This is a genomic window from Erythrobacter sp. NFXS35 (genome assembly GCF_040148725.1).
In the GTDB taxonomy this organism is placed as follows: Bacteria; Pseudomonadota; Alphaproteobacteria; order Sphingomonadales; family Sphingomonadaceae; genus Erythrobacter.
Genome location: NZ_JAGDEB010000001.1, coordinates 989,095 through 1,014,578 on the forward strand (window position 1 = coordinate 989,095; position 25,484 = coordinate 1,014,578).

Genomic DNA, 25,484 nt, shown 5'->3' on the forward strand with positions numbered 1-25,484 from the left:
GCCGATGAGCACAATCGCCAGCCTGCCGCTGTTCCACCAGATCGCTGGGCACAGCGTGCTGGTGCTAGGCGACGGGGATGCTGCCGAGCCCAAACGGCGGCTGGTGGAGCGTGCGGGCGGGGTGATCGTCGACGATCTCGCTCGTGCTGTGGACGAAGGGGTGCGGATCGCCTTCATCGCCTATGACGACGCGCGCGCCTGCGAGGTCGCTGCGATCAATGCGCGCTGTGCCGGGATGCTGGTCAATGTCGTCGACCGGCCCGAATTGTGCGATTTCACCACGCCGAGCATCCTCGACCGCGATCCGTTGCTGGTGGCGATCGGTACGGGTGGTGCGTCTGCTGGCCTTGCCAAGCATGTGCGGCTGCGGCTGGAACGGGTGCTGCCGCAGACGCTGGGCCTGCTGGCGCGAGCTCTGGAAGCGGCGCGGCCGGTCTTGCGAGGGCGCTTCCCCGACGGCGCCGAGCGGCGGCGCGCAGTCGATGCGGCATTGCGCGAGGGCGGCGCGCTCGACCCGTTTGATGCCGAGGCACATTTGCGGGCTGCGGATTGGGCCGCGGGAACACAGCAGCCACGCGTGGGCGGCATGGTTGAGATCACCCTTGCCAGCCCCGATCCCGAAGACCTGACCTTGCGGCAGGCCCGCTTGCTGGGCGAGGCGGATTTATTGCTGATCGACGGCGCAATACCGCCCGCCATCCTCGCCCGCGCCCGCGCCGATGCGGCGCGCGAAGTGTGGGACGGCCGGCCAGGGCAGGATACCGGACAGGACACGCCCGGCCTCACCCTGCTGCTACGCTACCGTCCGGCGATCTAGGCCGCCAGCGTGGCGGGCGCGCGCAGGCTGGCGAAATAGCCTGCCATTGCTGCCAGCGAGCGATCGCTCAGCGCGATGAAAGCGCGGCGCTTGTCCGCCGGGTCGGGCAGGCGCACGAACACGCCGCTTTCGACCATCTGGGTGAGCCAGCGCAGCGCGGTGGTGGCCGGAACAGCGGCGGCAATACACAGCGACGTGACCGAAACCCGCGCACCTTCCGCGTGCGCAGCGGTCAGATCAAGCAGCATGTCCCATGCCGGATCGCCGAACAGCTCCGCGTCGAAGAACTTGCAGCGCGCCTGCCGATTGGCAATCACCTGCCGCACCATGCCCGGATCGGGCAGTTGCAGCCCGGCACCGCCGAACCCGGTCGGCACCGGATCGGCCCCGCGGTAATCGCGTTTGAACTCACTCAATGAAGTCGCACCGCTGACCTCCGGCTGCGATAACCGGTCGAGCGAATGGGCGATCGCTTCGACCTGTTGCGACAGGCGCAGCAAGGCCACGCGGTCTTCCTCTCCCATTTCACGCAACCGGGCCGCGCCCGCTTCCCCCATCGCCCGGCCTACCGCGATCACCCGTTCGGCGCGGCTGGGCGCGACAAGGATCTGCGGATTGGACTGGTCAAGCACCGCGAACACATCATCGAGGCCCGCCATGTTGGTCGCCACGATCAGCTTCGCGCCCGCGCGCGCCACCCGCATGTCGAGCCGCGCAAGCCCGGCCAGCATCAGCCCATCGAGCCCGCGCGTCCCGGTGACGGGGCAATCGACCACCACCACATCGCCGAGCAGCGCAATCGGCCCTTCGAGCAGCGCAGCGATGGTTCCCCCGTCGATGGTGCGGAACCCTGCCCCGTCCAGATCCTCGGCGATCTGCTGCCGCAACCCCGCATCGCCTGCATAAATTGCCGCTCGTGCGCGCAACCCGGCGGAATCGCTGACGGCTTCATAGGAAAAATCGGACCCGTCACAAGCAAGGTTCAGCATCGACTCGACTCCAGCAATAGCGGAACGAGAGTAGAACAAACACGGATCAGGTCAAGTATATTTGCGTATTAGGGCCGGATCTCGATCACCGTGCCATCGGGCACGATGCGCCACAACTCCTCGATTTCCGCGTTGGAAAAGGCGATGCAACCGTCGGTCCAGTCGCCCGGAATCCGCCCCAGCGGCAGAGCGTTGGGTTGGCCGTGGAGGAAGATATCGCCGCCGGGCGAGCGTCCGTACTGCGCCGCAAAAGCGCGGTCGGCGGCGTCGGGATAGGACACTTTCAGACTGAGATGATAGGCGCTGCCGGGATTGCGGCCCTCGATCACATAGCGGCCTTCGGGCGTGCGCTCGTCGCCTTCGAAGCGCTTGTGCCCCTGCGGCTGGTCGCCGAACTGCAAGCCTCGCCACACCTTGACCGGCTGCCCCCCGGCATAGCCGATCATTAGCCGTTCGGACTTGTCGACCAGCAGGTAATCGACGGCGGCGAAGGTACGCTGCGGCACGATCCGCTGCGCCTCACGCTCCAGCGGCGGCAGCGACGACGGACCCTCGGCCACCTTGGGCGGCGGATTGACGCAGGCGGCCAAGGCCAGCACAGCAAGGGCGACGAAGCGTTTCATGTCCGGCAGGATAACCCCGCCGCGCCCGGTTTATCAATCCACGAAAGGATCGCGCATCAGGATCGTGTCGTCACGTTCTGGCGAGGTCGAAACCAGCGCCACCGGGCATTCGATCAATTCCTGAATGCGCTGGATATACTTGATCGCGTTGGCGGGCAGATCGGCATAGCTGCGCGCGCCTGCCGTGCTTTCGTGCCAGCCGTCCATCTCTTCGTAGATCGGTTCGCATTCGGCCTGATCGGCGGCGTGGCTGGGCAAGTAGTCATACACCTTCCCGCGTAGGCGGTATCCGGTGCAGATCGCCACGCGTTCCAGCCCGTCGAGCACGTCGATCTTGGTGAGCGCGATGCCGGTGACGCCGCTGATCGCGCAGGATTGCCGCACCAGCACCGCATCGAACCAGCCCACGCGGCGCTTGCGCCCGGTGACCGTGCCGAATTCATGGCCGCGTTCGCCGAGCCGCTGGCCGACGTCGTCCTCCAGCTCGGTCGGGAACGGGCCGCTGCCGACGCGGGTGGTGTAGGCTTTCACGATGCCGAGCACATAGCCGGTCGAATTGGGGCCGAGCCCGCTGCCAGAAGCCGCCGTGCCGCTGACGGTGTTGGACGACGTGACGAACGGATAGGTGCCATGATCAACATCGAGCAGCACACCCTGTGCGCCTTCGAACAGGATCTTCGCGCCCGCACGGCGCACCTTCTTCAACCGCTTCCACACCGGCTGGGCGAATTTGAGCACGAAGGGCGCGATTTCGCGCAGTTCTTCGAGCAGCGCGGCGCGATCGACCGGCGGCTGGCCGAAGCCCGCCCGCAGCGCATCATGGTGAGCGCACAGCCGATCAAGCTGCGGTTCCAGCGTGTCGAGATGCGCAAGATCGCACACCCGGATCGCGCGCCTGCCGACCTTGTCCTCGTAAGCCGGACCGATCCCGCGCCCGGTGGTGCCGATCTTGCCCTTGCCCGCCGCCGTTTCGCGCAGACCATCAAGGTCGCGGTGCAGCGGCAGGATCAACGGGCAATTGTCGGCAACCGCGAGATTCTCGTCAGTGATGCTGACCCCCTGCCCTTCGACCTTGGCGACCTCGTCCCGCAGTGCCCAGGGGTCCAGCACCACGCCATTGCCGATCACCGACAGCGTGCCCGACACGATGCCCGACGGCAGCAGCGAAAGCTTGTAGGTCTTGCCGTCGATGACCAAGGTATGCCCGGCATTGTGCCCGCCCTGAAAGCGCACGACCACATCGGCGCGGCTGGCGAGCCAATCGACGATCTTGCCCTTGCCCTCATCGCCCCACTGGGCGCCGATCACGGTGACGTTGGCCATGTTGTTCCTTCGATGATGGCGGTGGTTCTGATGGCGATGGGCCGGGCGCGGCACTAGGCGGTCCGCGACATGGTGGCAAGCACATGGCGCAATCGCGCTTTCCTACCGCGGCGGCGATCTGGCAGGTCGGCAATCATGCCCGCCGATGCCGCCCACCTCGCATGTTGCGCACCTGTAACCTGGACGTGGGCCGGGGCGGTTTTTCGGTTTCTGGACAGTGTCTCATGTGTCTCCACATTCAGGAATTCGCGGCGATGACTGAACGCGGCGATCCGGCGCGAAGGGTTGCAGGGGATTCGCCGTTGAAGCAGGGTATCAGGGCACACGAAGGAACCACGATGAACGCCGCACCCAAAGTCCTGCTTGCCGCCGCTGCCGCCGCTGCTGCGCTGGCCGCCCCGATCCTCGCCCAGCAGCGCGGCGGCGCGCGGCTGCCTGCCGAATGCCGCGCGGAAATCGTGAAGCTGTGCGGCACGGACCGGGCGCAGATGCGCACTTGCCTGCGCGAGAAATATGCCGAATTGTCCGAAGGCTGCCAATCCGCCCTGCGCGAACGAATGGGCACACGCGGCGGCCAAGGCGCTGCTCCGCCGCGACGCATCGCCGCCACGAGTTGGGCGGAATTCGTCAGTCAGCGGGTCAGCAGCACGGTGATCTATGGCAGCCACGACCGCCAGCAGGTCGATATCTACACCCCTGACGATGCAGTGGGCGATACGCCGCTGGTGGTGTTCGTCCACGGCGGCGGGTGGAGCATCGGCAACCGCAGCGCAGTGCAGGCAAAGCCGCAGCACTTCAAGGATGCAGGATACGTCTTCGCCTCGGCCGGATACCGGCTGCTGCCGGATACCCCGGTTGAACAGCAGGCGGCCGATATCGGCGCAGCCTTGCGGGCCTTGCGCGCACAGGCCGAAACGGGCGGGTTCGATCCCGAAAGGATCGTGCTGATGGGCCATAGCGCGGGCGCGCATCTTGCCGCGCTGGTCGCAACCGACCCCACCTATGCCGGCGATGCATTCGGCGCGATTCGCGGCGTCGTGCTGCTCGACGGGGCGGGCTATGACGTCCCCGCTGCGATGGCGACCCCGACGCTGGAGATGCCCAACCTCTACCGCGACGTGTTCGGCACCGATCCCACGCGGCAAAAGGCGCTTTCGCCGATCACCCACGTGGGCGGCAAGGATGCGCCCCACTGGCTGGCGCTGTATGTGGCCGAGCGGGCGAATTCCAAGGCGCAGTCCGAAGCGCTGATCGCGGCTTTGGGGCAAGCGGGTGCGCAGGCGGAAGCGGCGGCGATCAACGGCACCGATCATGGCCGGATGAACCGCGAACTCGGCACCGAAGCAGGCGCGGCGCAGACCGAAGCGGTCGATGCGTTTGTGGAGCGGGTGCTGGGGTAGAGCGGCGCGGACGCGTCAGGTGACCGCAATGACGTCGATCTCGACCATCAGTTCGGGCAGTGCCAAGCTGCGCACCTCCAGCGTCGTATCGGCCGGATAAGGCGCGGTGAACCAGCGCCGACGGGCCTCGACGATTTTGGGGAAGTTGGCCATGTCGGTAAGATAGATCGTGACCTTGACCACCTTGGAAAGGTCGCTGCCCGCCGCTGCCAGAACCGTTTCGATATTGGCGAAGGTCTGGGCCAGCTGGGCATCGAAATCGCCCACGCCCACGATCCCGCCATCGGCGCCGATGCTGGCCTGGCCCGACAGGAACACAAGATCGCCGACCTGCCAGGCGGGGGCGATGCGATAGGGCGCAAGCGGATCGTCGAGGAGCGTGATCGGCTTGGCCCGGTCGGTCATGGGCGGGGCTCCAGTTCGGCAGGCCCGCTTGCCTCGAGGATGTGGGTGCAGCCCAGTGCGCCGGGATGCTCGCCCTCAGCCAGTTGGGCGCGGGTGCGCCAGCCTTGGGTGCGCAAGGCCGCTGCCGCCGCACGGTCATGGCCGAGCGGGAGCCAGATCAGCCTTGCGGCCTCAGGATCAGGCGCGGCCTCTGCCAGCCGGTCGATGTAGAGGGTGAAGCCGGTCGCGGGCTCGTCGCTCCCGGCAATGCGATAGGTACCACCCCGCCCCGCCGCACGGCGCAGGCCATCGGCATAGAGCGTGAAGCCGAACCACGACTGGTACTCGAACCCGTGCCGCTCGGTCGGGTCGAGCGTGATCCGGGCGCTATCGCCGATGCTGGCGGCGATCTGCTCGAGCGCGTCGAGCCGGGACTTGAGCGCCCCGCCCGCATCGACCGCGCGCAGGGCCGGAAGCGCCTCGGCAAACGGGCCGGTGGCATAGAGCAGCGGCAGATAGGCCGCGCCGCCTGCGGCCTTCAACCCGCCTGCGTCTTTGGTATCGAGCTCGCGCCGCACAGCCTCGCGCCTGTCCGGCGCCAGCGGCAGCGCCTCGGCCGCGAGGGTATCAACCAGATCAGGGAGCGTGAAGTCGACCGAGATCCCGGTCAGCCCCGCCGCGCCGAGCGCCTCGACCGCCAGCATCACGGCTTCGCTGGCGGCCGCGACGCTATCCGCGCCGATCAGTTCGGCGCCCAGTTGCAGCCGCTCACGCGCGGGATCGAGCTGGCTGGCGCGGATCAGCGCGGTGTCGCCGCAGTAGGCGAGCCTGAGCGGGCGCGCGGCATCGCGCAGGCTGGTGGAGGCAATCCGCCCGATCTGCGGGGTGATGTCGCTGCGCAGCGCAAGCGTGCGCAGGCTCGCCGGGTCGACGAAGCGGAACATCGCCCGCGAATCGAGCCCGCCGTTCGGGCCCGCGGCCACTCCGGCCATGCGGCCCGCTAGCGACGCTTCGAACTCGAGCAGCGGCGGACGCACCCGATCGTATCCATGCGCGTCCAGCACATCGAGGCACGCACGCATCGCCGCCGTGATCCGCGCGGCTTCTTGCGGCAGACGGTCTTCAAGACCTTCGGGGAGGAGATCGTTGGGTTGGGTCATTGTTTCTCGCGCGTCATCCCGGCGCAGGTCGGGATCGAGTCCGGCCTGCGTCTCTGGGCCCCGGCCTTCGCCGGGGTGACGATAAATTGCAAGGTCGGTTCGCACAGCGGACCGCCAGGGCGACCGCCCGCCGGCCGTCAGGCCGCCCCCTCGGCAGGAAAGCTGGCGTGGCCAGCTTCCCGCGAGAGATCAGAAAGCCAAAGCCTTGACCAGCTTCACGCCTTCGACCTTCTCGGCCTCGGCGATCACGTCGGGCGTGAGGGGTTCATCGAGGCTCAGCAGCAGCACCGCTTCCCCGCCCGCATCGCGGCGGCCGAGGTTGAATGTGCCGATGTTGATCCCGTGACTGCCCAGCAGCGTCCCGATGCGGCCGATGAAGCCCGGCTTGTCGTCGTTAACGATGTACAGCATGTGCCCGGCCAGTTCGGCTTCGATCCCGATGCCGAAGATCTCCACCAGACGCGGCGCTTCGTTGCCGAACAGCGTGCCCGCGACCGAGCGCGGCCCTTGTGCAGTGTCCACCGTGACACGCAGCAGCGTGTTGTATGCGCCATCACGGTCATGGCGGATTTCGCGCACGTCCAGCCCGCGCTCCTTGGCGAGGTACGGCGCGTTGACCATATTCACCGTATCCGAATAGCGGCGCATCAGCCCGGAGAGCACGGCGGCGGTGATCGGCTTGCCGTTGAGCCCGGCGGCTGCACCTTCGCGTTCGATGCTGATGTTGGTCAGGTTGCCATGCGCTAGCTGCCCGACAAGGCTGCCGAGCTTTTCCGCCAGCGCCATATAGGGGCGCAGCTTGGGCGCTTCCTCGGCGGAGAGCGAGGGTACGTTGAGCGCATTGGTGACGCCGCCGTTGACGAGGTAATCGGCTAGCTGCTCGGCCACCTGCAGGGCGACATTGACCTGCGCTTCGGTCGTGCTGGCGCCAAGGTGCGGGGTGCAGATGAAATTGGATGTGCCGAACAGCGGGTGATCGGGCGCGGGCGGCTCGGTTTCGAACACGTCCAGTGCCGCCCCTGCCACCTGGCCGCTTTCCAGACAATCCTTCAGCGCCGCTTCGTCGATCAACCCGCCGCGCGCGCAATTGATGATGCGGATACCCTTTTTCGCATTCTCGAGCCTGTCGCGGTTGAGGATGTTGCGGGTCTCGTCGGTCAGCGGGGTGTGCAGCGTGACGAAATCGGCGCGGCTCAGCAGCGTGTCGAGATCAACCTTCTCGACTCCCATTTCCACGGCGCGGTCTTCGGTCAGGAAGGGGTCATAGGCGATCACCTTCATCCGCAGGCCAAGCGCGCGGCTGGCGACGATCGAACCGATATTGCCCGCGCCGATCAGGCCCAGCGTCTTGGCGGTGAGTTCCACGCCCATGAACCCGCTTTTCGGCCACTTGCCGTCCTGCGTCTGCGCGTTGGCTTCTGGGATCTGGCGGGCGAGCGCAAACATCAGCGCGATTGCGTGTTCGGCGGTGGTTATCGAGTTCCCGAACGGGGTGTTCATCACCACCACACCCTTGCCAGAGGCATAGGGGATATCGACGTTGTCCACGCCAATCCCGGCGCGGCCAATGACCTTGAGATTGGTCGCGGCATCGAGAATGGCAGCGGTCACCTTGGTCGAGGAGCGGATGGCGAGGCCATCATAATCGCCGATGCGGGCGATCAGCTGTTCCGGCGTTTCGCCGGTGATGACATCGACATCGCAGCCGCGCTCTTCGAAAATGCGCGCAGCGTTGGGGTCCATCTTGTCGGAAATGAGAACTTTGGGACGGGTCATGGGAAATTCCTCGGCACGAGCGAGTCCCCGCGCAGGCGGGGACCCCAGGCAATCATGGAAACACGTGGCTGCGGGAGGCCCCCGCCTGCGCGGGGGCTCATACCCGACCAAAAATCAGCCGTTCTTGACCTTTTCATAGGCCCATTCGATCCACGGCAGTAGACGCTTCACGTCCTCCTGCTCCACGGTCGAACCGCACCAGATGCGCAACGATGGCGGCGCATCGCGGTAGCCGTTGAAATCGAAGCCGACATTGCGTTCTTCGAGCGTCTTGACGATTTTCTTGGGCACGGCCGCCTTTTCTTCATCGGACAGCGCGTCGTAATATTCGCCCTGAAACACCATGCAGACGCCGGTGTTGGTTTGCTGCGCCGGATCGGACGCCATATTGCGCAGCCACGGGGTGGTCTCGATCCAGTCCTTCACCAGCTTGGCATTGGCGTTGGCGCGTTCGACCAGCGCCTTGCGCCCGCCGATGCTTTTCGCCCATTCCAGCGCTGCGATGTAATCTTCGGTCGCCAGCATCGAAGGGGTGTTGATCGTCTCACCCGCGAAGATGCCGAGGTTGAGCTTGTCGCCCTTCTTCATGCGGAACAGCTTGGGCATCGGCCACGGCGGATCGTAGGATTCGATCCGGGCGACGGCCTTGGGGCTGAGGATCAGCATCCCATGTTGCGCTTCGCTGCCCATCACCTTCTGCCAGCTGTAGGTCGTGGCATCGAGCTTCGACCAGTCCATTTCCTGCGCGAAAATCGCGCTGGTGGCGTCGTTGATGGTGATCCCTTCACGGCCCGGCTCCAGCCAGTCGGTGTTGCGGATCATCGCGCCGCTGGTCGTGCCGTTCCAGGTGAACACGACATCATTGCGCTGCGGGATGGTGGTGAGATCGGGGATCTCGCCATAATCGGCGGTGAGGACTTGCAGGTTAGGCAGCTTGAGCTGCTTCACCGCGTCCTGGATCCAGATATTGCCGAAGCTTTCCCACGCGGCGACCGTGACCGGGCGTGCCGGATCGAGCATCGCCCACATGGCGGCTTCGATTGCGCCGGTGTCTGACGCGGGCATGATGCCGATCAGGTAATCATCGGGGATGCCGAGCAGTTCGCGGCTCAGATCAATCGCGTACTTCAGCCGCGCCTTGCCCAGCGCCGAACGGTGCGAACGGCCAAGCGAATCGGTTTTCAGTTTGTCCAGCGACCAGCCGGGGAATTTTGCCGTGGGGCCCGACGAAAAAAACGGGCGTTCAGGCTTAAGCGTAGGCTCGTGCATGAGCCCGCGGGTGTACTCAGTCATGTATTCTCTCCTTGCAGAGAGCTCGCGCGGCGTTGGGACCGCGTGGCCCGCTGGCCGCTCTAGAGGTCGCCGGTGACAAGTCAACGCATGAATCGACCACCGGACCCGGTTGGCTGACCGATCGCCCTTTCCGCTCTCGACAGGATAGCCCCTCGCCAAGCGGGTCGAATGTTACTAATCAACCCGCGAAATGAACATTTCCGATCTTCGCATTGCGCTGTTCAGCGGCAATTACAACTACACCCGCGACGGGGCGAATCAGGCGCTCAACCGGCTGGTCGGCTCGCTGCTGGCCAAAGGCGCGCAGGTCCGCATCTATTCCCCGAAGGTCGCCAATCCCGATTTTCCGCCGACCGGCGATCTGGTCGGCCTGCCTAATGTGCCGATGCCAGTGAAGGGACGCGGCGAATACCGCATGCCGACCCATCTGGGCGCAGCGGTGAAGCGCGATCTGGAAAAATTCCGGCCCGATATCGTCCACCTGTCCTCGCCCGATCCATCCGGCCACGCGGCGCTCAGGTGGGCGCAGGATCACGATGTTCCGGTGCTGGCGTCTGTTCACACGCGGTTCGAAACCTATCCGCGCTACTACAAGATGGCGTTCCTCGAACCGCTGATCATCCGCTTGCTGCGGCGGTTCTACAATCGCTGCGATGCGCTGGTGGCCCCCTCGCAATCGATGATCGACGAATTGCTGGCGATGAAAATGCATGACGATATTGCGCTGTGGAGCCGGGGGGTGGATCGCACCATCTTCTCGTCCGCCCGCCGCGATCCGGAATGGCGGCGCGGCCTCGGCCTTGCGGATGATGATGTCGCCATCGTGTTCCTCGGCCGTTTGGTGATGGAAAAGGGGCTGGACGTGTTCGCCGAAACCATCGTCCAGTTGCGCCGCCGTCAGGTGCCGCACAAGGTGCTGGTGATCGGCGATGGCCCCGCACGCGAATGGTTCCAGGCGAACCTGCCGGGCGGCATTTTCGCAGGCTTCAAGACCGGCGAGGGGCTGGGGCAGGCGCTGGCCAGCGGGGATATATTCTTCAACCCCAGCGTCACCGAAACCTTCGGCAATGTCACGCTGGAAGCGATGGCGAGCGGTCTGCCAGTGGTGGCCGCCGGCGCGACCGGCAGCGCCAGTCTGGTATCGGAAGGCGTCACCGGAAGGCTGGTGGTGCCAACCACCAAAGATGCAGACGCCGCCGCCTTCGCCGAAGCGCTCGCCCCCTATTGCACCGATCCGGCGCTGCGATCAGCCCACGGCGCGGCCGGAGAAACGCGGGCCTGCGAATTTGGCTGGGAAGCGATCAATCAGGTGGTCGCGGACACCTACGTGCGGCTGGTCGAGGATCGGCGCGCATTGCAGGCCAGCGAACAGGGTCACGCAGCGCAAGCGGCCTGATCGCCCCCGCGGTTCAGCGCAGCACGCCCGCCTTGGTCATGGCCCTCGCAAAGAAAGCCATCCCGAATACCGAGGCCCAGATCACGACCGTGAACACCAGCTGTCCGGTGGTGGCGAACTCTGGCGGGATGTCGGAGGTGAAAGTGTAAGCGGTCGATCCCGCCAACCCGATCAGCGAAACGACAAAGGCGTGAAAGGCAAACCGGCTGCGGAAAAGCAGCAGGATCGATCCGGCCACTGCGCCCCATACGCCGAGCGCCCAGAACACGGTCGCCCACAGCGGATAGTCGTTGAAATAGTCGAGGATCGCCGTGACGCTCACGCCCATGTTGTCGGCTGCCATGCCGAGATAGGCTTCGTTCGCGGTCTTGGTCATGACGTAGTCATTGGCCCCGCCTGCAAACCACAGCAGGCTGACGACACCCAGCACCCACAGGTGCCACGGCGCTTTGACGCGCTGATTGCCGATGATGGTCATGTATGCTCCCTCCCCCATCCAGCATCACCCGAGTGTGGGGGCCGGATGGAGGAGAGATACGCCCGAGTTGCGTCAACCGCAATCGCGGGTGCGAATCACAACCGCTCGATGCGCTTCGCCATTTCGTCGATCATGTCGACGATCTCGTTGATGGTGCGCTCGTCGAGCTTGCCGACCCGGGCGCGGTTCTTTAGCACGTTGGCAAGATTGCCCATCGCGCGGAACAGATCTGGCGATCGCACCTTCTCCGCGCGCTCGGCATGGCGGCCCAGCCGCTTCATCAGCGTTTCCACTTCATCGCCGCGTTCGGCCAGTTCAGTGCGTCCCTTGTCGGTGGCAGCAAAGGGCTTCTTCGCGCCCTCCGCCTCGGCTGGGGCAATCGCGCCTTCGTCCTCGAGCAGTTGCAGGGTGGGATAGACCGCGCCGGGGCTCGGGGCATAGGCGCCGCCGGTCATGTCCTCGATTTCCTTGATGAGTTCATAGCCATGGCGCGGGTCTTCAGCAATCAGGGCGAGCAGCGCGAGGCGCAATTCGCCGGTGCCGAACATCCGCCCACGCCGTTGACGCCGTCTGCCGGGTGCGTCGCGCTCCTCGGTTTCGTTATCCTCGTCCCAGCGCCACTTGGCCTTGAAGCCCGGGCCGCCAATATTGGCGTTCCCGCTCATCGCCATCATCGCAATCGCTTCGCCCAGCTTGTCCCAACCGGTGCCGCGTCCATATTTGTTCCAGCTCATTGCACGATCCTTTTCATGCGTGGTGATAGGTCAAAGATATATCTTCGACCTATCTTGACAAGGGGTGCGCCGCTACGCGGTTCCCTTTTCCGACGATGAGCGTATCAGGCCCGACGAATGGCTGACCTGTTCGGAGACGATGCGCCCACCCCTGCGCCCGCTACGCCGTCCGGCGATGCGCCGCTGGCTGATCGGCTGCGCCCGCAAATCTTGGGCGAAGTGGTGGGGCAGGAACACCTGACTGGCCCCGAAGGCGCGATCGGGCGGATGGTGGCGGCTGGCAAGCTCGCCAGCATCATCCTTTGGGGGCCGCCCGGCACCGGCAAGACCTCGATTGCGCGCCTGCTGGCCGATGCCGTGGGAATGCGCTTTACAGCGATTAGCGCGGTGTTCTCGGGCGTCGCCGACCTGAAGAAGGCCTTCGCCGAGGCCGAAAAGTTCGCGAGCGCCGGGCGCAAGACGCTGCTGTTCGTGGACGAGATCCACCGGTTCAACCGCGCCCAGCAGGATGGCTTCTTGCCCTATGTCGAACGCGGCGTGGTGACGCTGGTGGGCGCGACCACCGAAAACCCCAGCTTCGCGCTCAACGCCGCACTGCTTAGCCGCGCGCAGGTGCTGGTGCTGCACCGGCTGGATGAGGCCGCTCTGGCGGCGCTGCTGGTGAAGGCGGAAACGCTCGAAGGCCCCCTCCCCCTCACCCCGGAGGCACGCGCCGCGCTGATCGCGCAGGCAGACGGCGACGGACGTTTCGTGCTGGGCCAGGCCGAGACCTTGTATGCGGCGGGCCTATCCGAACCGCTCGATCCGCAGGCGCTCGGCAACTTCCTGCAACGCCGGGTGGCGGTGTACGACAAGGACCGTGACGGGCATTACAATCTCATCTCCGCGCTGCACAAGGCTGTGCGCGGCAGCGATCCGCAGGCGGCGCTGTACTACCTCGCGCGGATGCTGACAGCGGGGGAAGAACCGCTGTTCCTCGCCCGCAGACTGGTCCGGATGGCGGCGGAGGACATCGGCATGGCCGATCCGCACGCGCTGCCGCAATGCATGGCGGCGATGGAGGCGTACCGGTTCCTCGGCAGCCCGGAGGGCGAGCTGGCGCTCGCGCAGGCCTGCCTGTATCTGGCGACCGCGCCCAAATCCAACGCTGTCTATCTGGCGCAGAAAGCCGCTTGGAATTCCGCGAAGGACACCGGCAGCCTGATGCCGCCGATGAACATCGTCAACCCGGCCACCGGGCTGATGGAAAGCCTCGGCTACGGCAAGAGCTACACCTATGACCACGACACGCCCGAGGGCTTTTCGGGCGACAATTACTGGCCGGAGGAAATGGAGCCGCAGCAGTTCTATACGCCGGCCCCTCGCGGGTTCGAGCGCGAGGTGAAGAAGCGGCTGGAATACTGGGACAAGCTGCGAGCGGAGAAATCCGATGGCTGAGTCCTCGCGCAGGCGGCGATCTCAGGCAATCTTGCGCCAAGCCGAAGGAGGCCCTCGCCTTCGCGGGGGCGCACGTTCCCAATGAGATTCACCCACTTTCTCGCCGTCGATTGGTCGGGCGCAAAGGGTCCGCGCCAGAAAGGCATCGCGCTGGCAATGACGAGCGCAGAGGGAGGTCCGCCCGCGTTGCTCCCCCCGCCTGATCCACGCGGCTGGGCGCGTGGCGAGGTGCTGGCAATGGTGCGCAATCTCACCGCGCCGACGCTGGTCGGCTTCGATCTTGGCATTTCGCTACCTTACGCGGATGCAGGCGCGTTCTTTCCCGGCTGGGACGCCTCACCCGCCGATGCACGCGTATTATGGGCACTGATCGACCGTCTATGCGCCGATGATCCGAACCTCGAAGCAGGCGGTTTCGTGACCCACCCGGAAGCATCCCGCTATTTCCGCCATGGCAAGGGCGCGCAAGGCGACCGCTTCCTGCTGCCCGGTGCGGTATCGCGCGAGGGCCGATTTCGCCTCGCCGAGGCGGCGCAGCGCGCGCAAGGCGTGCGACCGGTAAGCAATTTCAACCTCGTCGGCGCAGCGCAGGTCGGCAAGTCGAGCCTGACCGGCATGCGGATGCTGCACCGGCTCAGCGGCAAAGTGCCGGTGTGGCCGGTCGATCCGCTGCCCGCAGAAGGCTCGGTGGTGACGGAAATCTATACTTCCGTCGCAGCGCGGCTGGGCGGCGTGACCGGCACGGCGACCAAGATCCGCAGCTTCGCAGGCCTGAACGATGCGCTGGATCTGCTCGGCTCGCCGCCGGTCATGGGCGCAGGCGCCATTGACGATCACTCCTCCGACGCGCTGCTCACCGCCGCATGGCTGCGCCATGTCCATGCAAGCCGCGATTTGTGGCATCCCCCCAGCCTCACCGAAGAAGTGGCCCGCACCGAAGGCTGGACGTTCGGCGCGCTTTGAATGACGTCCTTGCAGCGTTGCGGGCAAGCCCCCCCCCCCCAACCGCTGCGGGCGACCGGTCGGCCTCGAGGCTGCAAGTGCAGCCGACAATCACACACAGCTAGCGGGCGTTGTTGCCGCCATATCGCTTCGCTACTTGAGGGCGTTCTTGCCGCCCTATCGCTTCGCTACTTGAGGGCGTTCTTGCCGCCCTATCGCTTCGCTACTTGAGGGCGGGACAGTTTGGGGTTAGGGCGCGGCCACGGGAAGCCGGCTTAGCTCAGTTGGTAGAGCACCTGATTTGTAATCAGGGGGCCGCGGGTTCGAATCCTGCAGCCGGCACCACCTTTTTTGTGGCGAATCGCCTGGTGGCTTTCCGGTTGCATCAATCTCGTCCTCTCGCAGTCGTCCAAAGCCCCCTTTGGCTCGACTGACGACATTTCGCTTTGGCGGAGTAGGCGCTAGGCTGTCAGCTTGAAGCCAGTCACAGGAGGGGACACATATGAAACACCGCTGGATCGCCGCCGCCTTGCTCACCACCAGCGCGCTCGCCGCGCCTATCGCCCATGCTCAGGAAAGTGAAACCAAGCTGCTGCGCGATCCGGCGCTCTCGGACAACGCGCTCGCCTTCGTCTACGCTGGCGATATCTGGATCGCGGCGCCGGACGGCAGCAATCCGGTGCGGTTGACATCGCACCGCGCCGACGAACGTGATCCGATTTTTTCGCCCGATGGCAGCAAGATTGCTTATACCGCGAACTACGATGGCAATGCCGATGTGTTCGTGATTGGCGTACGGGGGGGTGAGCCACAGCGCCTAACCTGGCATCCGGGTGATGATGCCGCAATCGACTGGACGCCCGACGGCACGGCGGTGGCGATGGTCAGCGCGCGGGAACGCCGCTCAGGCCGCTCGGGTCAGCTTTATCACGTGGGGCTGGACGGTGGTCTGCCGAAAAAGATCTCCGAAGCCGCAGTAATGGCCGGCAGCTATGACGAAAGCGGGCGCATTTTTGCCAATGTGCCGTGGGGTTCGGGCAATGCGGTGCTAACCGGCGGCGTCAACGGCTGGCGCGGCTATCGTGGCGGGCGAACCCCGTCGATCCAGCTGATCGATTTCAATGCCGACACTGCAACCACAATCCCTGGAGAACGCACCAGCGAATTCGATCCGGTGTGGATGGACGGCCAACTCTATTTTCTGTCCGACCGCTGGAACACCCGCGCCAACATCTTCCGCTATGACCCGGCCACCACCGAAGTGACTCAGGTCACCCGCGAAAGCGATTGGGACATCCGCAACATCACCGCAAAGAATGGACGGATCGTCTACGAAGCGGGCGGTGTGCTGCACACGCTCGACGTGGCAAGCGGTACCAGTGGCCGCCTGCCGATCACCCTCGTCGCAGACCTGCCCGCGCGCCGCCCCGGCTGGAAACCGGCGGGCGAACAAATGACCAGCGCCGCGCTGTCCCCCTCGGGCGCGCGCGTCGCGGTGACGGCGCGCGGCGACGTGTTCACTGTGCCGACCGACAAGGGCGTGGCTCGCAACATCTCGCAAAGCGCGGCAATCCGCGATTACGGCGCGATCTGGTCGGATGATGGTACTCGGCTTGCCTATGTCACCGACGACGGAACCGGACAGGCGCTGATGATCGAGGATCAGAGCGGGATCGAACCGGTGCGGCGCATCGCGCTGGGCGAGGTTTTCCACGAGTTGATTGCGTGGGGTAACGAAGGCCGGCATATCATATTCGCAACCAGCAATCTCAAGTTGCGCGCACTTGATGTCGCCAGCGGCACAAGCTGGGAAATTGCCGAGAGCCCGCGCCGCAACGGCAATTTCGGCGCGACCATTTCGCCGACTGGCGGATGGGTGGCCTACACCACCCGCGGCGCGAATGAGAACGCTGCGCTCAACCTCTATGATCTTGTCGCCCGCCGCAATTACCCTGTGACCAGCAGCTTTGCCGACATCGGCTCGCCGCAGTTCTCGAAAGACGGCAAGCTGTTGTTCTTCTCGGCTTCGACCAATGCGGGATCTTTTTATTCCGGGCTCGACATGACGACGCAGGACCGCCCCTATCGCGCTGCGCTCTATGCCGCAGTCTTGGAAGCGGACGGAGAATCGCCGCTCGCCCCGATCCTCGCCAACGAGGAAGCCGACGACAAGCAGGATGACGGCAGCGACAGCAAGAACGGTAAGGACAAGAAGGCCGAAAGCGCGACCGACACGAAGCCGGCACCCAAAGTCGATCCGGTCGGGCTGGACCGGCGCATAGTCGCGCTGCCTGTAGCCGAAGCGTCCTATGCCAGCCTCGCCACCGCCTCGGACGGCGCACTGTTCTATGTCGAACGTGCCCAGCCCGGCGTCGCCACCGGCCCCGGCAGCGGGCAGGAACGGGCGCGGCTGATGCGGTTTGACTTCGAAGAGCGCGAGGCCGAGCAAGTCGGAATCGGCATTGTTTCCGTCTCCACCGACGCCAAGGGGGAAAAGCTGCTGCTGATGAAGCATGACGATACCCTCGTCACTGCAGATGCTGGCAAGAAGCTTGAGCCCGAGCCGGTGAGCCTCGCCGGAGTGAAGCTGTATGTCGACCCGATGGCCGAATGGAAGCAGATCTTCGGCGATGTGTGGCGGATGGAAAAGGAATATTTCTACGATCCGGGACTGCATGGGCTCGACTGGGCCGGTGTGCGCGCGAAGTTCGAACCGCTTCTGGACCATGTCGGACGGCGCGAAGATCTCAACGACATCCTCGTCGAGATGACCGGGGAAATGGGCGTGGGCCACAATTATGTGGGCGGCGGCGATGTTTATGACAACAGCGCAGCCTCGCCCGGCCTTTTGGGCGCAGATATCGCCGTTGAAGGCGGGCGTTACCGGATCAAGCGTATTTTCACTGGTGAGCAGTGGAACCCGTTCGTCGCAGCACCGCTGGCCGCACCGGGCGTCGATGTGAAAGTGGGCGACTACATCATCGCCATCAATGGTCAGGAACTGACCGCGCGCGACAATATCTACGCCGCGTTGTCGGGCGCACGCGGCAGCCAGATCGCACTGACTGTCTCCGCCACTCCCAGCGGGCCGCGTCGCACTTCCACGGTCGAACCGGTGGGGAACGAAGGTGCCTTGCGCCTGTGGAGCTGGATCGAGGACAACCGTCGGTATGTCGACAAGGCCACCGGTGGACGCGTCGCCTATGTCTACATGCCCAACACCGCCGATGCCGGGTTCACCTTTTTCAACCGGATGTATTTCGCCCAGACCGACAAGGAAGCGCTGATCCTTGACGAACGCTCGAATGGGGGTGGGCAAGCCGCTAATTATATTATTGACGTGCTGAGCCGGAAATGGCTGTCCGGCTGGCAAGATCGCGAGGGGTTGAACTATGCGACTCCTGGCGGGGGGATCTACGGACCCAAGGTAATGCTGATCGATCAGGATGCAGGCTCGGGTGGGGACTGGATGCCCTATGCGTTCCGGGAGTACGATCTGGGCACATTGATCGGCACGCGCACATGGGGCGGATTGATCGGGATCAGCGCCAATCCCGCGCTGATGGACGGGGGCAGGCTGGCGGTGCCGAACTTCCGTTTTTATGACACTCAGGGTCGTTTCACGATCGAAAACGAGGGAGTTGCGCCCGATCTCCAGGTCGAGCTTGACCCGCTCGCGCTCGACCGGGGACAGGACACCCAGCTCGAGGCTGCGATTGCCACGGTCATGGAAGATCTCAAGGAAGCCGTTTCGCCGATCAAGCCGCCGCCGCCCTACCCTACTGAAATCGGCAAGTAAGTGACCAAGCGCGGGCCGAGCGCCGCTTACGCTTGGCCCGCGCACAGAACGGCGCCGGGATAACGGGCGATGTCTACAATCCTGGTGCGGCCAGCTTGTTGGCGCGCCGTTCGCCGCAGTGCGCGACTGGACAATGCCGCTTGAGAGTGCCTGGCGCAGAGGCTAGACAATTGGCGGGAAACAGGGGGAAATCGATGAAGGCGGGAAAATTTGCTGCTGCTGTTGGGATGGCGGTCATCTTGCCTTCGATGGCGATGGCGCAGACAACCATTATCCACGCAGGCCGCCTGATCGACGTGCCCGGGCAAGCTCCGCGTGGACCATCCACGATCATTATAGAAGATGGGCGGATCGTGTCGGTGGACGATGGGCATGCGCCAGTTCCCGACGACGCCGAGGTCATCGATCTGCGCAATCATACCGTGTTCCCCGGACTGATCGATAGCCATGTGCATTTGACCAGTGATGCAGGCGGGCTCGCAGGGCAGTTGGAGGCGGTGACCTTGTCTCCCGCCGCGCAGGCCCTTAATGCTCAGGCCAACGGAATGAAGACGCTTCGCGCGGGCTTCACCACGGTGCGCAATCTGGGTGACGGCGATGGGGCGGTGTTCGCGCTGCGCGACGCGGTCAATGCCGGTAAGATTATGGGGCCACGGATCGTCGATGCCGGTTCCAGCTTGTCGGGCACGGCCGGCCACTCCGACGATGCGCTCGGCTATCGTGACGAACTGCGCCCCTTCTTCGCGGGTGCGGGCAATACCTGTGACGGGGCAGAAGACTGCCGCCGCGCGGCGCGGCAACAGATCGGGCGCGGCGCCGACGTCATCAAAATGACCATCACTGGCGGTGTCAACAGCCGGATCGGCGCGGGTCTGGGCAGCCAAATGTTCGATGACGAGGCGGCGGCGATCGTCGCCACTGCGCGGATGTTCGGGCGCAAGGTGGCGGTCCACTCGCACGGCGCCGACGGGACTCTCCAGGCGCTGAAACTCGGCGTCGATTCGATCGAACATGGCACGATGCTCACCGAAGAAGTCGTCGCGCTGTGGGCGAAGAGCAAAACCTATTACGTCCCGACGCTGTCGACCGTTAACGGGTACAAGGAAAGGCTTGCGGCCAACGCCGGTGCCTATGAGCCCGATGTTCTCGCGAAGATCAAATGGCGGATCGACATCACCGGCAAAACGCTTGAGGTGCTCGTCCCGCGCGGTATCCGTATCGCCTTCGGCACCGATGCGGGTGTATCGAAACATGGCCGCAATGGCGACGAATTCGAACTGATGGTCGCACACGGGATGACGCTCGAAAGCGCATTGGTGGCAGCCACGATCAACGCCGCCGACCTGCTCGGCCTGTCCGATGAGATCGGCACAATCGCGCCGGGGAAAAGCGCCGACATCATCGCAGTCGCAGGCGATCCGTTGACGGACACGTCAGTTTACAAGGATGTCAAGTTCGTCATGGCGCGCGGCAAGGTCATCGAACGGGAATAACCGAACGGTCGGGATCCCGCAGGTTATGGCGCACATGAAATTGCGGCTGTCCGCGCACGGGGATGATACCGTAAACATCCGGTTTCCTTGAACGCAGCCGCCTGCAAGGCACTGATCTTGAGGCACGCCGTTCGAACTTTCTACCGCGCCACACAACCGTTCTGCTTGCATGCGCCCAACGTGATCCGGCACTGTCGAACACAGGCAGTAGACTTGACACCGGTGTCAGGTCGAGCAAAAAGGTTTGCGAGCGAATAGCCAACGACTGATTGTCACTGGGCCGCTAAAGGAGATGGGCGCAGCATATGACCTTCCGGATCTGGAAGAGGCTGAGGGGGCTTGCCGTGACGGCCCCCAGCGCCGTCTGTGTGCTGGCGGTATCAACCTTGGCCGGCAACGCTTCGCCGCCCGGTTTGCCGCGGCTGCTTGCGGCCAAGCAGACCGGCCCCGATTTCAGCTATGCCGGCTATCGCTTCGGCCTTGCGCCTCTGCCGGCGTCGCTCGGCACAGTCATCGAAGCTGCGTCGCATGGCGTTATCCCCAATGACGGGAAAGACGATGCCAAGGCACTGCTGCGTGCGATCGCTGCGGCGGATCGGATCGCCGGGAGAGTAACGCTGCAATTGCCGCCCGGGCGCATCCAGATCGGCGAGGTCATTCCGCTGGAACGTAGCGATTTTGTGCTGATGGGCGCAGGATCGGGTGCCGATGGCACGGAACTCTATTTCCCTCGCCCTCTCAACATCGTCGACGATCCGGCCCGCCAGGATGAATTGCGCACCTATCTGAAGCGCGAAAACAAGTTCGAAGTAATCCCCGACCAGAACATCAACTTCCTGTTCAGCGAATATAGCTGGTCCGGCGCATTCCTGCTGGTGGGCCCGCCGCAGGATCGCGCCGTGTCCTATGATTCGGAGCTAGACCGCCGTAACCGCGTGCTGGCCGACCCGGTTTCGGCCCGCCAGTTCGCGCGGACGATCAAGGTCAAGGATGCCTCGCGCTTGCAGGTTGGCCAGGTCGTGCAGGTACAGTGGTTTTCGGTCGACGGCCCCGACAGCGCGATCCTGCGCTCGATGTATGGCGACCTTGCGAGCTGGAACGACAGCGAAGCGGGCGCTGCCGCCCCTCTAGCCATCGGCTCGCATCACTGGACCTTCGCCAACCGTCCGGTGGTCGCGCAGCCGACGCGGATCACGGCGATCAATGGGAGCACCGTCACCATCGGCGATCCGCTCCTGCATGGGATTGCCGCCAACCAGCCGGCTGTGATCGCAAAATGGGAGCATTTGGAGGAAGTCGGGATCGAGGGGCTGAAGCTGACGTTCCCCGACAACCCCTGGTTCGGCCACCACCTGGAAGCGGGCTATAACGGCATCTATCTGACCGGCCTTTTCGATGGCTGGGTGCGCGATGTCGAAATCCGCAATGCCGACAGCGGGATTCTAACGGACAATGCCGGTTCGCTCACCATCGACACGGTGCGCACGACCGGCGATCACAAGGCGCACTACACCGTCCACGTCGGTGCGGTTCACAATGTGCTGGTGCGCGATCTGGTGGTCGCAAATCCGGCAGTCCATCCGGTCAGCGTCAACACCCGCTCGACCCGGTCAGTGTTCCTGCGGGCTGAAGTGCGGAGGGATGCGATCATCGATCAGCATTCGGGATCGAACCATCAAAACCTGTTCGACCAACTCACCCTGCACGCCGAGCCGAGCGGCGCGGAGCAGACGTGGACCTACCGCCTCTGGGAAGGCGGCGGCGCGCCTTACTGGAAACCGGGGCACGGGCTTTACAACACCCACTGGAACCTGAAGCTGGTGTTCCCCCAAACCGTGCCGCAGGACGCCGTGATCGCCATCACCAGCGGGCTTGAAGGGCCGGGAGCGCGGGTCGTGGGGCTGCATGGCAATCGCCAGCTGGCGCTGGATTACCGGCCCGGGCCCTATGCCGAGATGCTGAACGAGGCGGTCGCTGCTGCCCCGTCGCTGTACGAATACCAGCTCGCCTTGCGCCGCGCGCGAATGAAGTCCTCGCACGCTGCAGCGCAATGACGTTGCGCTAGGTCTCGGAAGGCGGCGGCGCGATCGATGCCCGCTCGATCAGTTCCGACGGCAGGTGAACGAAATCACTGGAAAAGCGCCGCTTCGGCAGGAAATTACCCACCAGCTTTTCCGCGGCGAGCACGCCCATGTCCCTGATCGGCCAGCGGACCGTTGTCAACGATGGCCACACATGGGTGGCCGTTGGCGAATCGTCGAATCCGACCAGCGACAAGTCGCGCGGGATCTGGAGATTGCGCTCGAACGCAGCGTGCATGACGCCGGCGGCCATTTCGTCATTGCTGGCGAAGATCGCCGTCGGGCGCGGATCGAGACCGAGCAGCAGGCGTCCGGCGGATCGACCGGATTCGAAACGGTAGTCGCCCTGCGCACAGTAATCGGGCGGCACCGGCAAACCCGCCGCCTCGAGCGCCGCATGAAAGCCGAGCTCGCGCTCTGCGGCCGAGCGGAACCCCTGCGGCCCGCGCACGAAGCCGATGCGGCGGTGCCCCGTCGCAATCAGCAGGCGACAGGCTTCTGTCACCGCGATCCGGTCCGTCGACGTCACACTGTGATCGTCATCGTCCAGCGCGGCCGATCCGACCCTGACGAAGCGCACCCCCATCGACCGGCACAACTCACCGATTTCGTCGCGCTCGGAAATCGGGGGCAGAATGATAGCGCCGATCGGTCGCTGCTGCTGAAGGAAGGCGGCGATGTCATCGAGCATCGCAGGGGAACGGCGATCCACCGGTCGCACCATCAGCGCCAGTTCGCTCTCGCGGATCGCGTCGAGCACCCCGCGCTCGAAATTCTGCACCGTCTGCGCATTGGGATTGTCATGCAGCAGCACGATCGCGAAATTGCGTCCCAGCGCCAGCGCACGCGCCTGCGGATTGGGAACATAACCCAGCGCGACGATCGCCTGCTCGACCTTTTCCTGCGTGGCCGCGCTGAGACCGGGCGAACCGTTGATGACCCGGCTGACCGTCTTCTTCGAGACACCCGCATGCGACGCAACATCATTGATCGTAGGCTTGCGAGTGGTCTGGAGAGCACCGGGTGGCATGGTGTTCGTGTGTTACCAATCCGGCGCCAAGGTCAAGCGAAATGCTCCCTGTAGCCGCCCTCATCGATACGACGGTAAAGCATGCAAGAACACCGATTGACACCGGTGTCAAAGCGCGCCATGTTGACCTTCGCAGGGGAGAGTTGGGTCAAGCTATGATCGACCACGTCAAAATCGCGCAGGCATTGGTCGACGCCCGGCGGCATGATGCCGTGCTGGACGCTTACCCCGGCGCCATGCCCGCCTCCCTTGCCGAGGCCTACCGGATTCAGGACGAGGCAATCGCCTATGCCGGTCGGCCCATCGGTGGCTGGAAGCTCGGCAGGATCCGCCAGCCGGAGGCAACGCAGTTCGGGGCCGAGCGCCTCGCGGGGCCGATCTTCCGCGACTCGATCACGACCGCTGGCGACCCCAGTCCCGTGACGGTGCAAGTGCTGACCGGCTTCGCAGCGGTCGAGGCCGAAGTCCTCTTGCGCCTGTCAGCAACGCCGCCGGCCGATCTTTCAACCGAAGACGCACCGGCATTCGTTGACGCGGTGCGGTTCGGCATCGAAGTCGCGAGTTCGCCTTTCGTCGGCATCAACCAGAACGGGCCAGCGGTGACGGTTTCGGATTTCGGCAATAATTTCGGCCTTGTGGTCGGCCCGCTCATTCCCGATGCGAAGTCACCGGGCGCATTGGACCGACCGGCCATTTTGGCCATCGATGATGTCGTGGTCGGCACGGGCCTTTTGGCGGATATGCTCGACGGGCCGTTCGGCTCGCTCGCCTTTCTCGCGCGCTTGATGGGAGCGCGCGGGCGGCAGCTGGAGCCTGGGCAATGGGTCACGACCGGAGCCATTACCGGGGTCCATCCGATCCGCCAGGGACAGCGCGTTCGCGCTACGTTTGGCGATGATCTCGCCGTCGAATGTTCGGCCATTCCCGCCTTGCTGGAGGAAGGTGCGAGATGACCAGCGTGGGGATCGAGCGGCCCATCGCAAACGGACCAGCCAGCGTCACAGCCTCGCATGGCCGCTACCGCTGGCTGATCGTATCGCTGCTGTTTCTGGCCACCACTGTCAACTACATCGATCGCACGATGCTGGGTTTGCTCAAGCCCGAGCTTTCGCAAGAACTCGGCTGGAGCGAGGATGATTACGGCAATATCGTAACCGCCTTCCAGTTCGCCTACGCCTTCGGATTTCTGTTCATGGGCTGGCTGATCGACAGGGTCGGCCCGCGGATCGGCTATGCGATCGCCATCGCGGTATGGACCGTCGGCCATGCCGCCCATGGCTTTGCCTCGTCGGTGATGGCCTTCATGTCGGCCCGGGCGGTGCTCGGTGTCGGCGAGGCCGGACATTTCCCGGCGGTCGTACGCGCCAGCAGCGAATGGTTCCCCCAGAAGGAACGCGCCTACGCGATCGGCTGGGTCAATTCCGCCACCACGATCGGCGTGATCCTGACGGCCCCGACATTGTGGCTGTGCATGGAAGTGCTGGGGCTGGGATGGCGGGAAACCTTCATCTACACCGGCCTATTCGGTGTCGCGCTGACGGTGGTATGGTGGGCGGTCTATACCGCGCCGCGCGAGAGCCGCCGCGTGACCGCCGCCGAACTCGCGTGGATCGAACACGATCCGCCCGAATCCGTTCGCCAGATCGGCTGGGGAGCGCTGGTCAGCAAGCGCGAGGCCTGGGCCTTCGCTTCAGCCAAGTTCCTCACCGACCCGGTGTGGTTCCTGATGCTGTTCTGGCTGCCGAGCTATTTCAGCTCGACCTATGATATCGATCTCAAGGTGGTACTGCTGCCGATGATCGCAATGTACCTGTTGTCCGATGTCGGCAGCATCGCCGGCGGCTGGCTTTCGTCGCGCCTGATCCAGCGCGGCCACAGCGTCAATTTTTCGCGCAAGATCACCATGGTCTGCGCAGGCGCCTGCGTCCTGCCGCTGCTGTTCGTATCTGGGTTGGAGAACATGTGGGTGGCCGTGTTCCTGATCGGCCTTGCGCTGGCGGGGCATCAGGCATTCTCCACCAATCTGCTGGCCCTGCCGCCGGACATGTTCCCGAAACGCGCCGTCGGATCGGTGATCGGTCTTGGGGGCTTCATGGGCGGCATCGGCGGCATGATCATGGCCAAGTCCACTGGACTCGTTCTCGATGCGACAGGGGGCGACTATTCGATCATCTTTGCTGTCTGCACATCGGTCTACTTCATCGCGGTGCTGACAATCCATTTGTTGTCGCCGAGGCTGGAGCGCGCTGACATCTGAGAACAAAAGCAATTTGGAGTGCCCAAAACGGACGTCCGGATTTGACACCGGTATCATGAAAGAACGAATGGG

20 protein-coding genes and 1 tRNA gene are annotated in these 25,484 nt (G+C 64.5%); 11 read left to right on the forward strand and 10 right to left on the reverse strand.

What is annotated here, in order from left to right; translation table 11 throughout:
* The first annotated feature begins 4 nt into the window (after positions 1 to 4).
* Positions 5 to 817 (forward strand): precorrin-2 dehydrogenase/sirohydrochlorin ferrochelatase family protein, encoded by an 813-nt coding sequence (locus J3454_RS04900; protein WP_349512626.1) that lies wholly within the window; start codon positions 5 to 7, stop codon positions 815 to 817.
* Here the strand turns inward: J3454_RS04900 and J3454_RS04905 are convergent.
* The 3 genes from J3454_RS04905 to J3454_RS04915 form a co-directional block, all read right to left on the reverse strand.
* Positions 814 to 1,806 carry a MarR family transcriptional regulator gene (locus J3454_RS04905; RefSeq protein ID WP_349512627.1) on the reverse strand — a complete coding sequence of 331 codons (993 nt, stop codon included), beginning with the start codon at positions 1,804 to 1,806 and terminating at the stop codon, positions 814 to 816. The genes J3454_RS04900 and J3454_RS04905 overlap by 4 nt on opposite strands.
* Before the next feature lie 68 nt (positions 1,807 to 1,874).
* Positions 1,875 to 2,429: a L,D-transpeptidase family protein gene (locus tag J3454_RS04910; protein ID WP_349512628.1), complete on the reverse strand. Its 555-nt coding sequence runs from the start codon at positions 2,427 to 2,429 to the stop codon at positions 1,875 to 1,877.
* Positions 2,430 to 2,462: 33 nt separating this feature from the next.
* The gene (locus J3454_RS04915) at positions 2,463 to 3,752 is read right to left on the reverse strand and encodes an adenylosuccinate synthase (protein WP_349512629.1); all 1,290 of its coding nucleotides are present in this window, start codon (positions 3,750 to 3,752) and stop codon (positions 2,463 to 2,465) included.
* A gap of 338 nt (positions 3,753 to 4,090) precedes the next feature.
* Between J3454_RS04915 and J3454_RS04920 the strand changes: the two genes are divergently transcribed.
* Positions 4,091 to 5,152 (forward strand): alpha/beta hydrolase, encoded by a 1,062-nt coding sequence (locus tag J3454_RS04920; RefSeq protein ID WP_349512630.1) that lies wholly within the window; start codon positions 4,091 to 4,093, stop codon positions 5,150 to 5,152.
* Between the two features lie 15 nt (positions 5,153 to 5,167).
* Here J3454_RS04920 and J3454_RS04925 read toward each other — a convergent pair whose 3' ends face one another.
* From J3454_RS04925 to J3454_RS04940, 4 genes are all read right to left on the reverse strand, one after another.
* Complete coding sequence (locus J3454_RS04925; RefSeq protein WP_349512631.1) at positions 5,168 to 5,557, reverse strand: RidA family protein; 390 nt, start codon at positions 5,555 to 5,557, stop codon at positions 5,168 to 5,170.
* Complete coding sequence (locus tag J3454_RS04930; protein ID WP_349512632.1) at positions 5,554 to 6,696, reverse strand: ATP phosphoribosyltransferase regulatory subunit; 1,143 nt, start codon at positions 6,694 to 6,696, stop codon at positions 5,554 to 5,556. The genes J3454_RS04925 and J3454_RS04930 overlap by 4 nt, the downstream gene beginning before the upstream one ends.
* A gap of 189 nt (positions 6,697 to 6,885) precedes the next feature.
* On the reverse strand, positions 6,886 to 8,472 hold the full coding sequence (gene serA / locus J3454_RS04935; RefSeq protein WP_349512633.1) for a phosphoglycerate dehydrogenase: 1,587 nt from the start codon (positions 8,470 to 8,472) through the stop codon (positions 6,886 to 6,888).
* 114 nt (positions 8,473 to 8,586) lie between these two features.
* On the reverse strand, positions 8,587 to 9,765 hold the full coding sequence (locus tag J3454_RS04940; RefSeq protein ID WP_349512634.1) for a phosphoserine transaminase: 1,179 nt from the start codon (positions 9,763 to 9,765) through the stop codon (positions 8,587 to 8,589).
* A 190-nt stretch (positions 9,766 to 9,955) separates the two neighbouring features.
* Between J3454_RS04940 and J3454_RS04945 the strand changes: the two genes are divergently transcribed.
* Positions 9,956 to 11,161: a glycosyltransferase family 4 protein gene (locus tag J3454_RS04945; protein WP_349512635.1), complete on the forward strand. Its 1,206-nt coding sequence runs from the start codon at positions 9,956 to 9,958 to the stop codon at positions 11,159 to 11,161.
* Between the two features lie 13 nt (positions 11,162 to 11,174).
* Here J3454_RS04945 and J3454_RS04950 read toward each other — a convergent pair whose 3' ends face one another.
* Together J3454_RS04950 and J3454_RS04955 are read right to left on the reverse strand one after the other, a co-directional pair.
* Complete coding sequence (locus J3454_RS04950) at positions 11,175 to 11,639, reverse strand: hypothetical protein (protein WP_349512636.1); 465 nt, start codon at positions 11,637 to 11,639, stop codon at positions 11,175 to 11,177.
* A gap of 95 nt (positions 11,640 to 11,734) precedes the next feature.
* Complete coding sequence (locus tag J3454_RS04955) at positions 11,735 to 12,373, reverse strand: PadR family transcriptional regulator (RefSeq protein ID WP_349512637.1); 639 nt, start codon at positions 12,371 to 12,373, stop codon at positions 11,735 to 11,737.
* Between the two features lie 117 nt (positions 12,374 to 12,490).
* Between J3454_RS04955 and J3454_RS04960 the strand changes: the two genes are divergently transcribed.
* The 6 genes from J3454_RS04960 to J3454_RS04985 all read left to right on the forward strand — a co-directional run bounded on the left by J3454_RS04960 (position 12,491) and on the right by J3454_RS04985 (position 22,098).
* On the forward strand, positions 12,491 to 13,810 hold the full coding sequence (locus J3454_RS04960) for a replication-associated recombination protein A (RefSeq protein ID WP_349512638.1): 1,320 nt from the start codon (positions 12,491 to 12,493) through the stop codon (positions 13,808 to 13,810).
* An 81-nt stretch (positions 13,811 to 13,891) separates the two neighbouring features.
* Positions 13,892 to 14,773, forward strand: a complete 882-nt coding sequence (locus J3454_RS04965) for a hypothetical protein (protein WP_349512639.1) — start codon at positions 13,892 to 13,894, stop codon at positions 14,771 to 14,773.
* 248 nt (positions 14,774 to 15,021) lie between these two features.
* Positions 15,022 to 15,097, forward strand: a tRNA-Thr gene (locus tag J3454_RS04970).
* Between the two features lie 157 nt (positions 15,098 to 15,254).
* Positions 15,255 to 18,551: a S41 family peptidase gene (locus J3454_RS04975; RefSeq protein WP_349512640.1), complete on the forward strand. Its 3,297-nt coding sequence runs from the start codon at positions 15,255 to 15,257 to the stop codon at positions 18,549 to 18,551.
* A 194-nt stretch (positions 18,552 to 18,745) separates the two neighbouring features.
* Positions 18,746 to 20,044 carry an amidohydrolase family protein gene (locus tag J3454_RS04980; RefSeq protein ID WP_349512641.1) on the forward strand — a complete coding sequence of 433 codons (1,299 nt, stop codon included), beginning with the start codon at positions 18,746 to 18,748 and terminating at the stop codon, positions 20,042 to 20,044.
* A 305-nt stretch (positions 20,045 to 20,349) separates the two neighbouring features.
* Complete coding sequence (locus J3454_RS04985; RefSeq protein WP_349512642.1) at positions 20,350 to 22,098, forward strand: hypothetical protein; 1,749 nt, start codon at positions 20,350 to 20,352, stop codon at positions 22,096 to 22,098.
* 7 nt (positions 22,099 to 22,105) lie between these two features.
* Here the strand turns inward: J3454_RS04985 and J3454_RS04990 are convergent, their stop codons facing one another.
* Positions 22,106 to 23,155, reverse strand: a complete 1,050-nt coding sequence (locus tag J3454_RS04990; protein ID WP_349512643.1) for a LacI family DNA-binding transcriptional regulator — start codon at positions 23,153 to 23,155, stop codon at positions 22,106 to 22,108.
* Positions 23,156 to 23,310: 155 nt separating this feature from the next.
* Here J3454_RS04990 and J3454_RS04995 point away from each other — a divergent pair, with 155 nt between their 5' ends.
* Complete coding sequence (locus J3454_RS04995; RefSeq protein WP_349512644.1) at positions 23,311 to 24,108, forward strand: 2-keto-4-pentenoate hydratase; 798 nt, start codon at positions 23,311 to 23,313, stop codon at positions 24,106 to 24,108.
* Positions 24,105 to 25,412: an MFS transporter gene (locus J3454_RS05000; RefSeq protein ID WP_349512645.1), complete on the forward strand. Its 1,308-nt coding sequence runs from the start codon at positions 24,105 to 24,107 to the stop codon at positions 25,410 to 25,412. Before J3454_RS04995 ends, J3454_RS05000 begins: the two co-directional genes overlap by 4 nt.
* Positions 25,413 to 25,484: the final 72 nt, after the last annotated feature.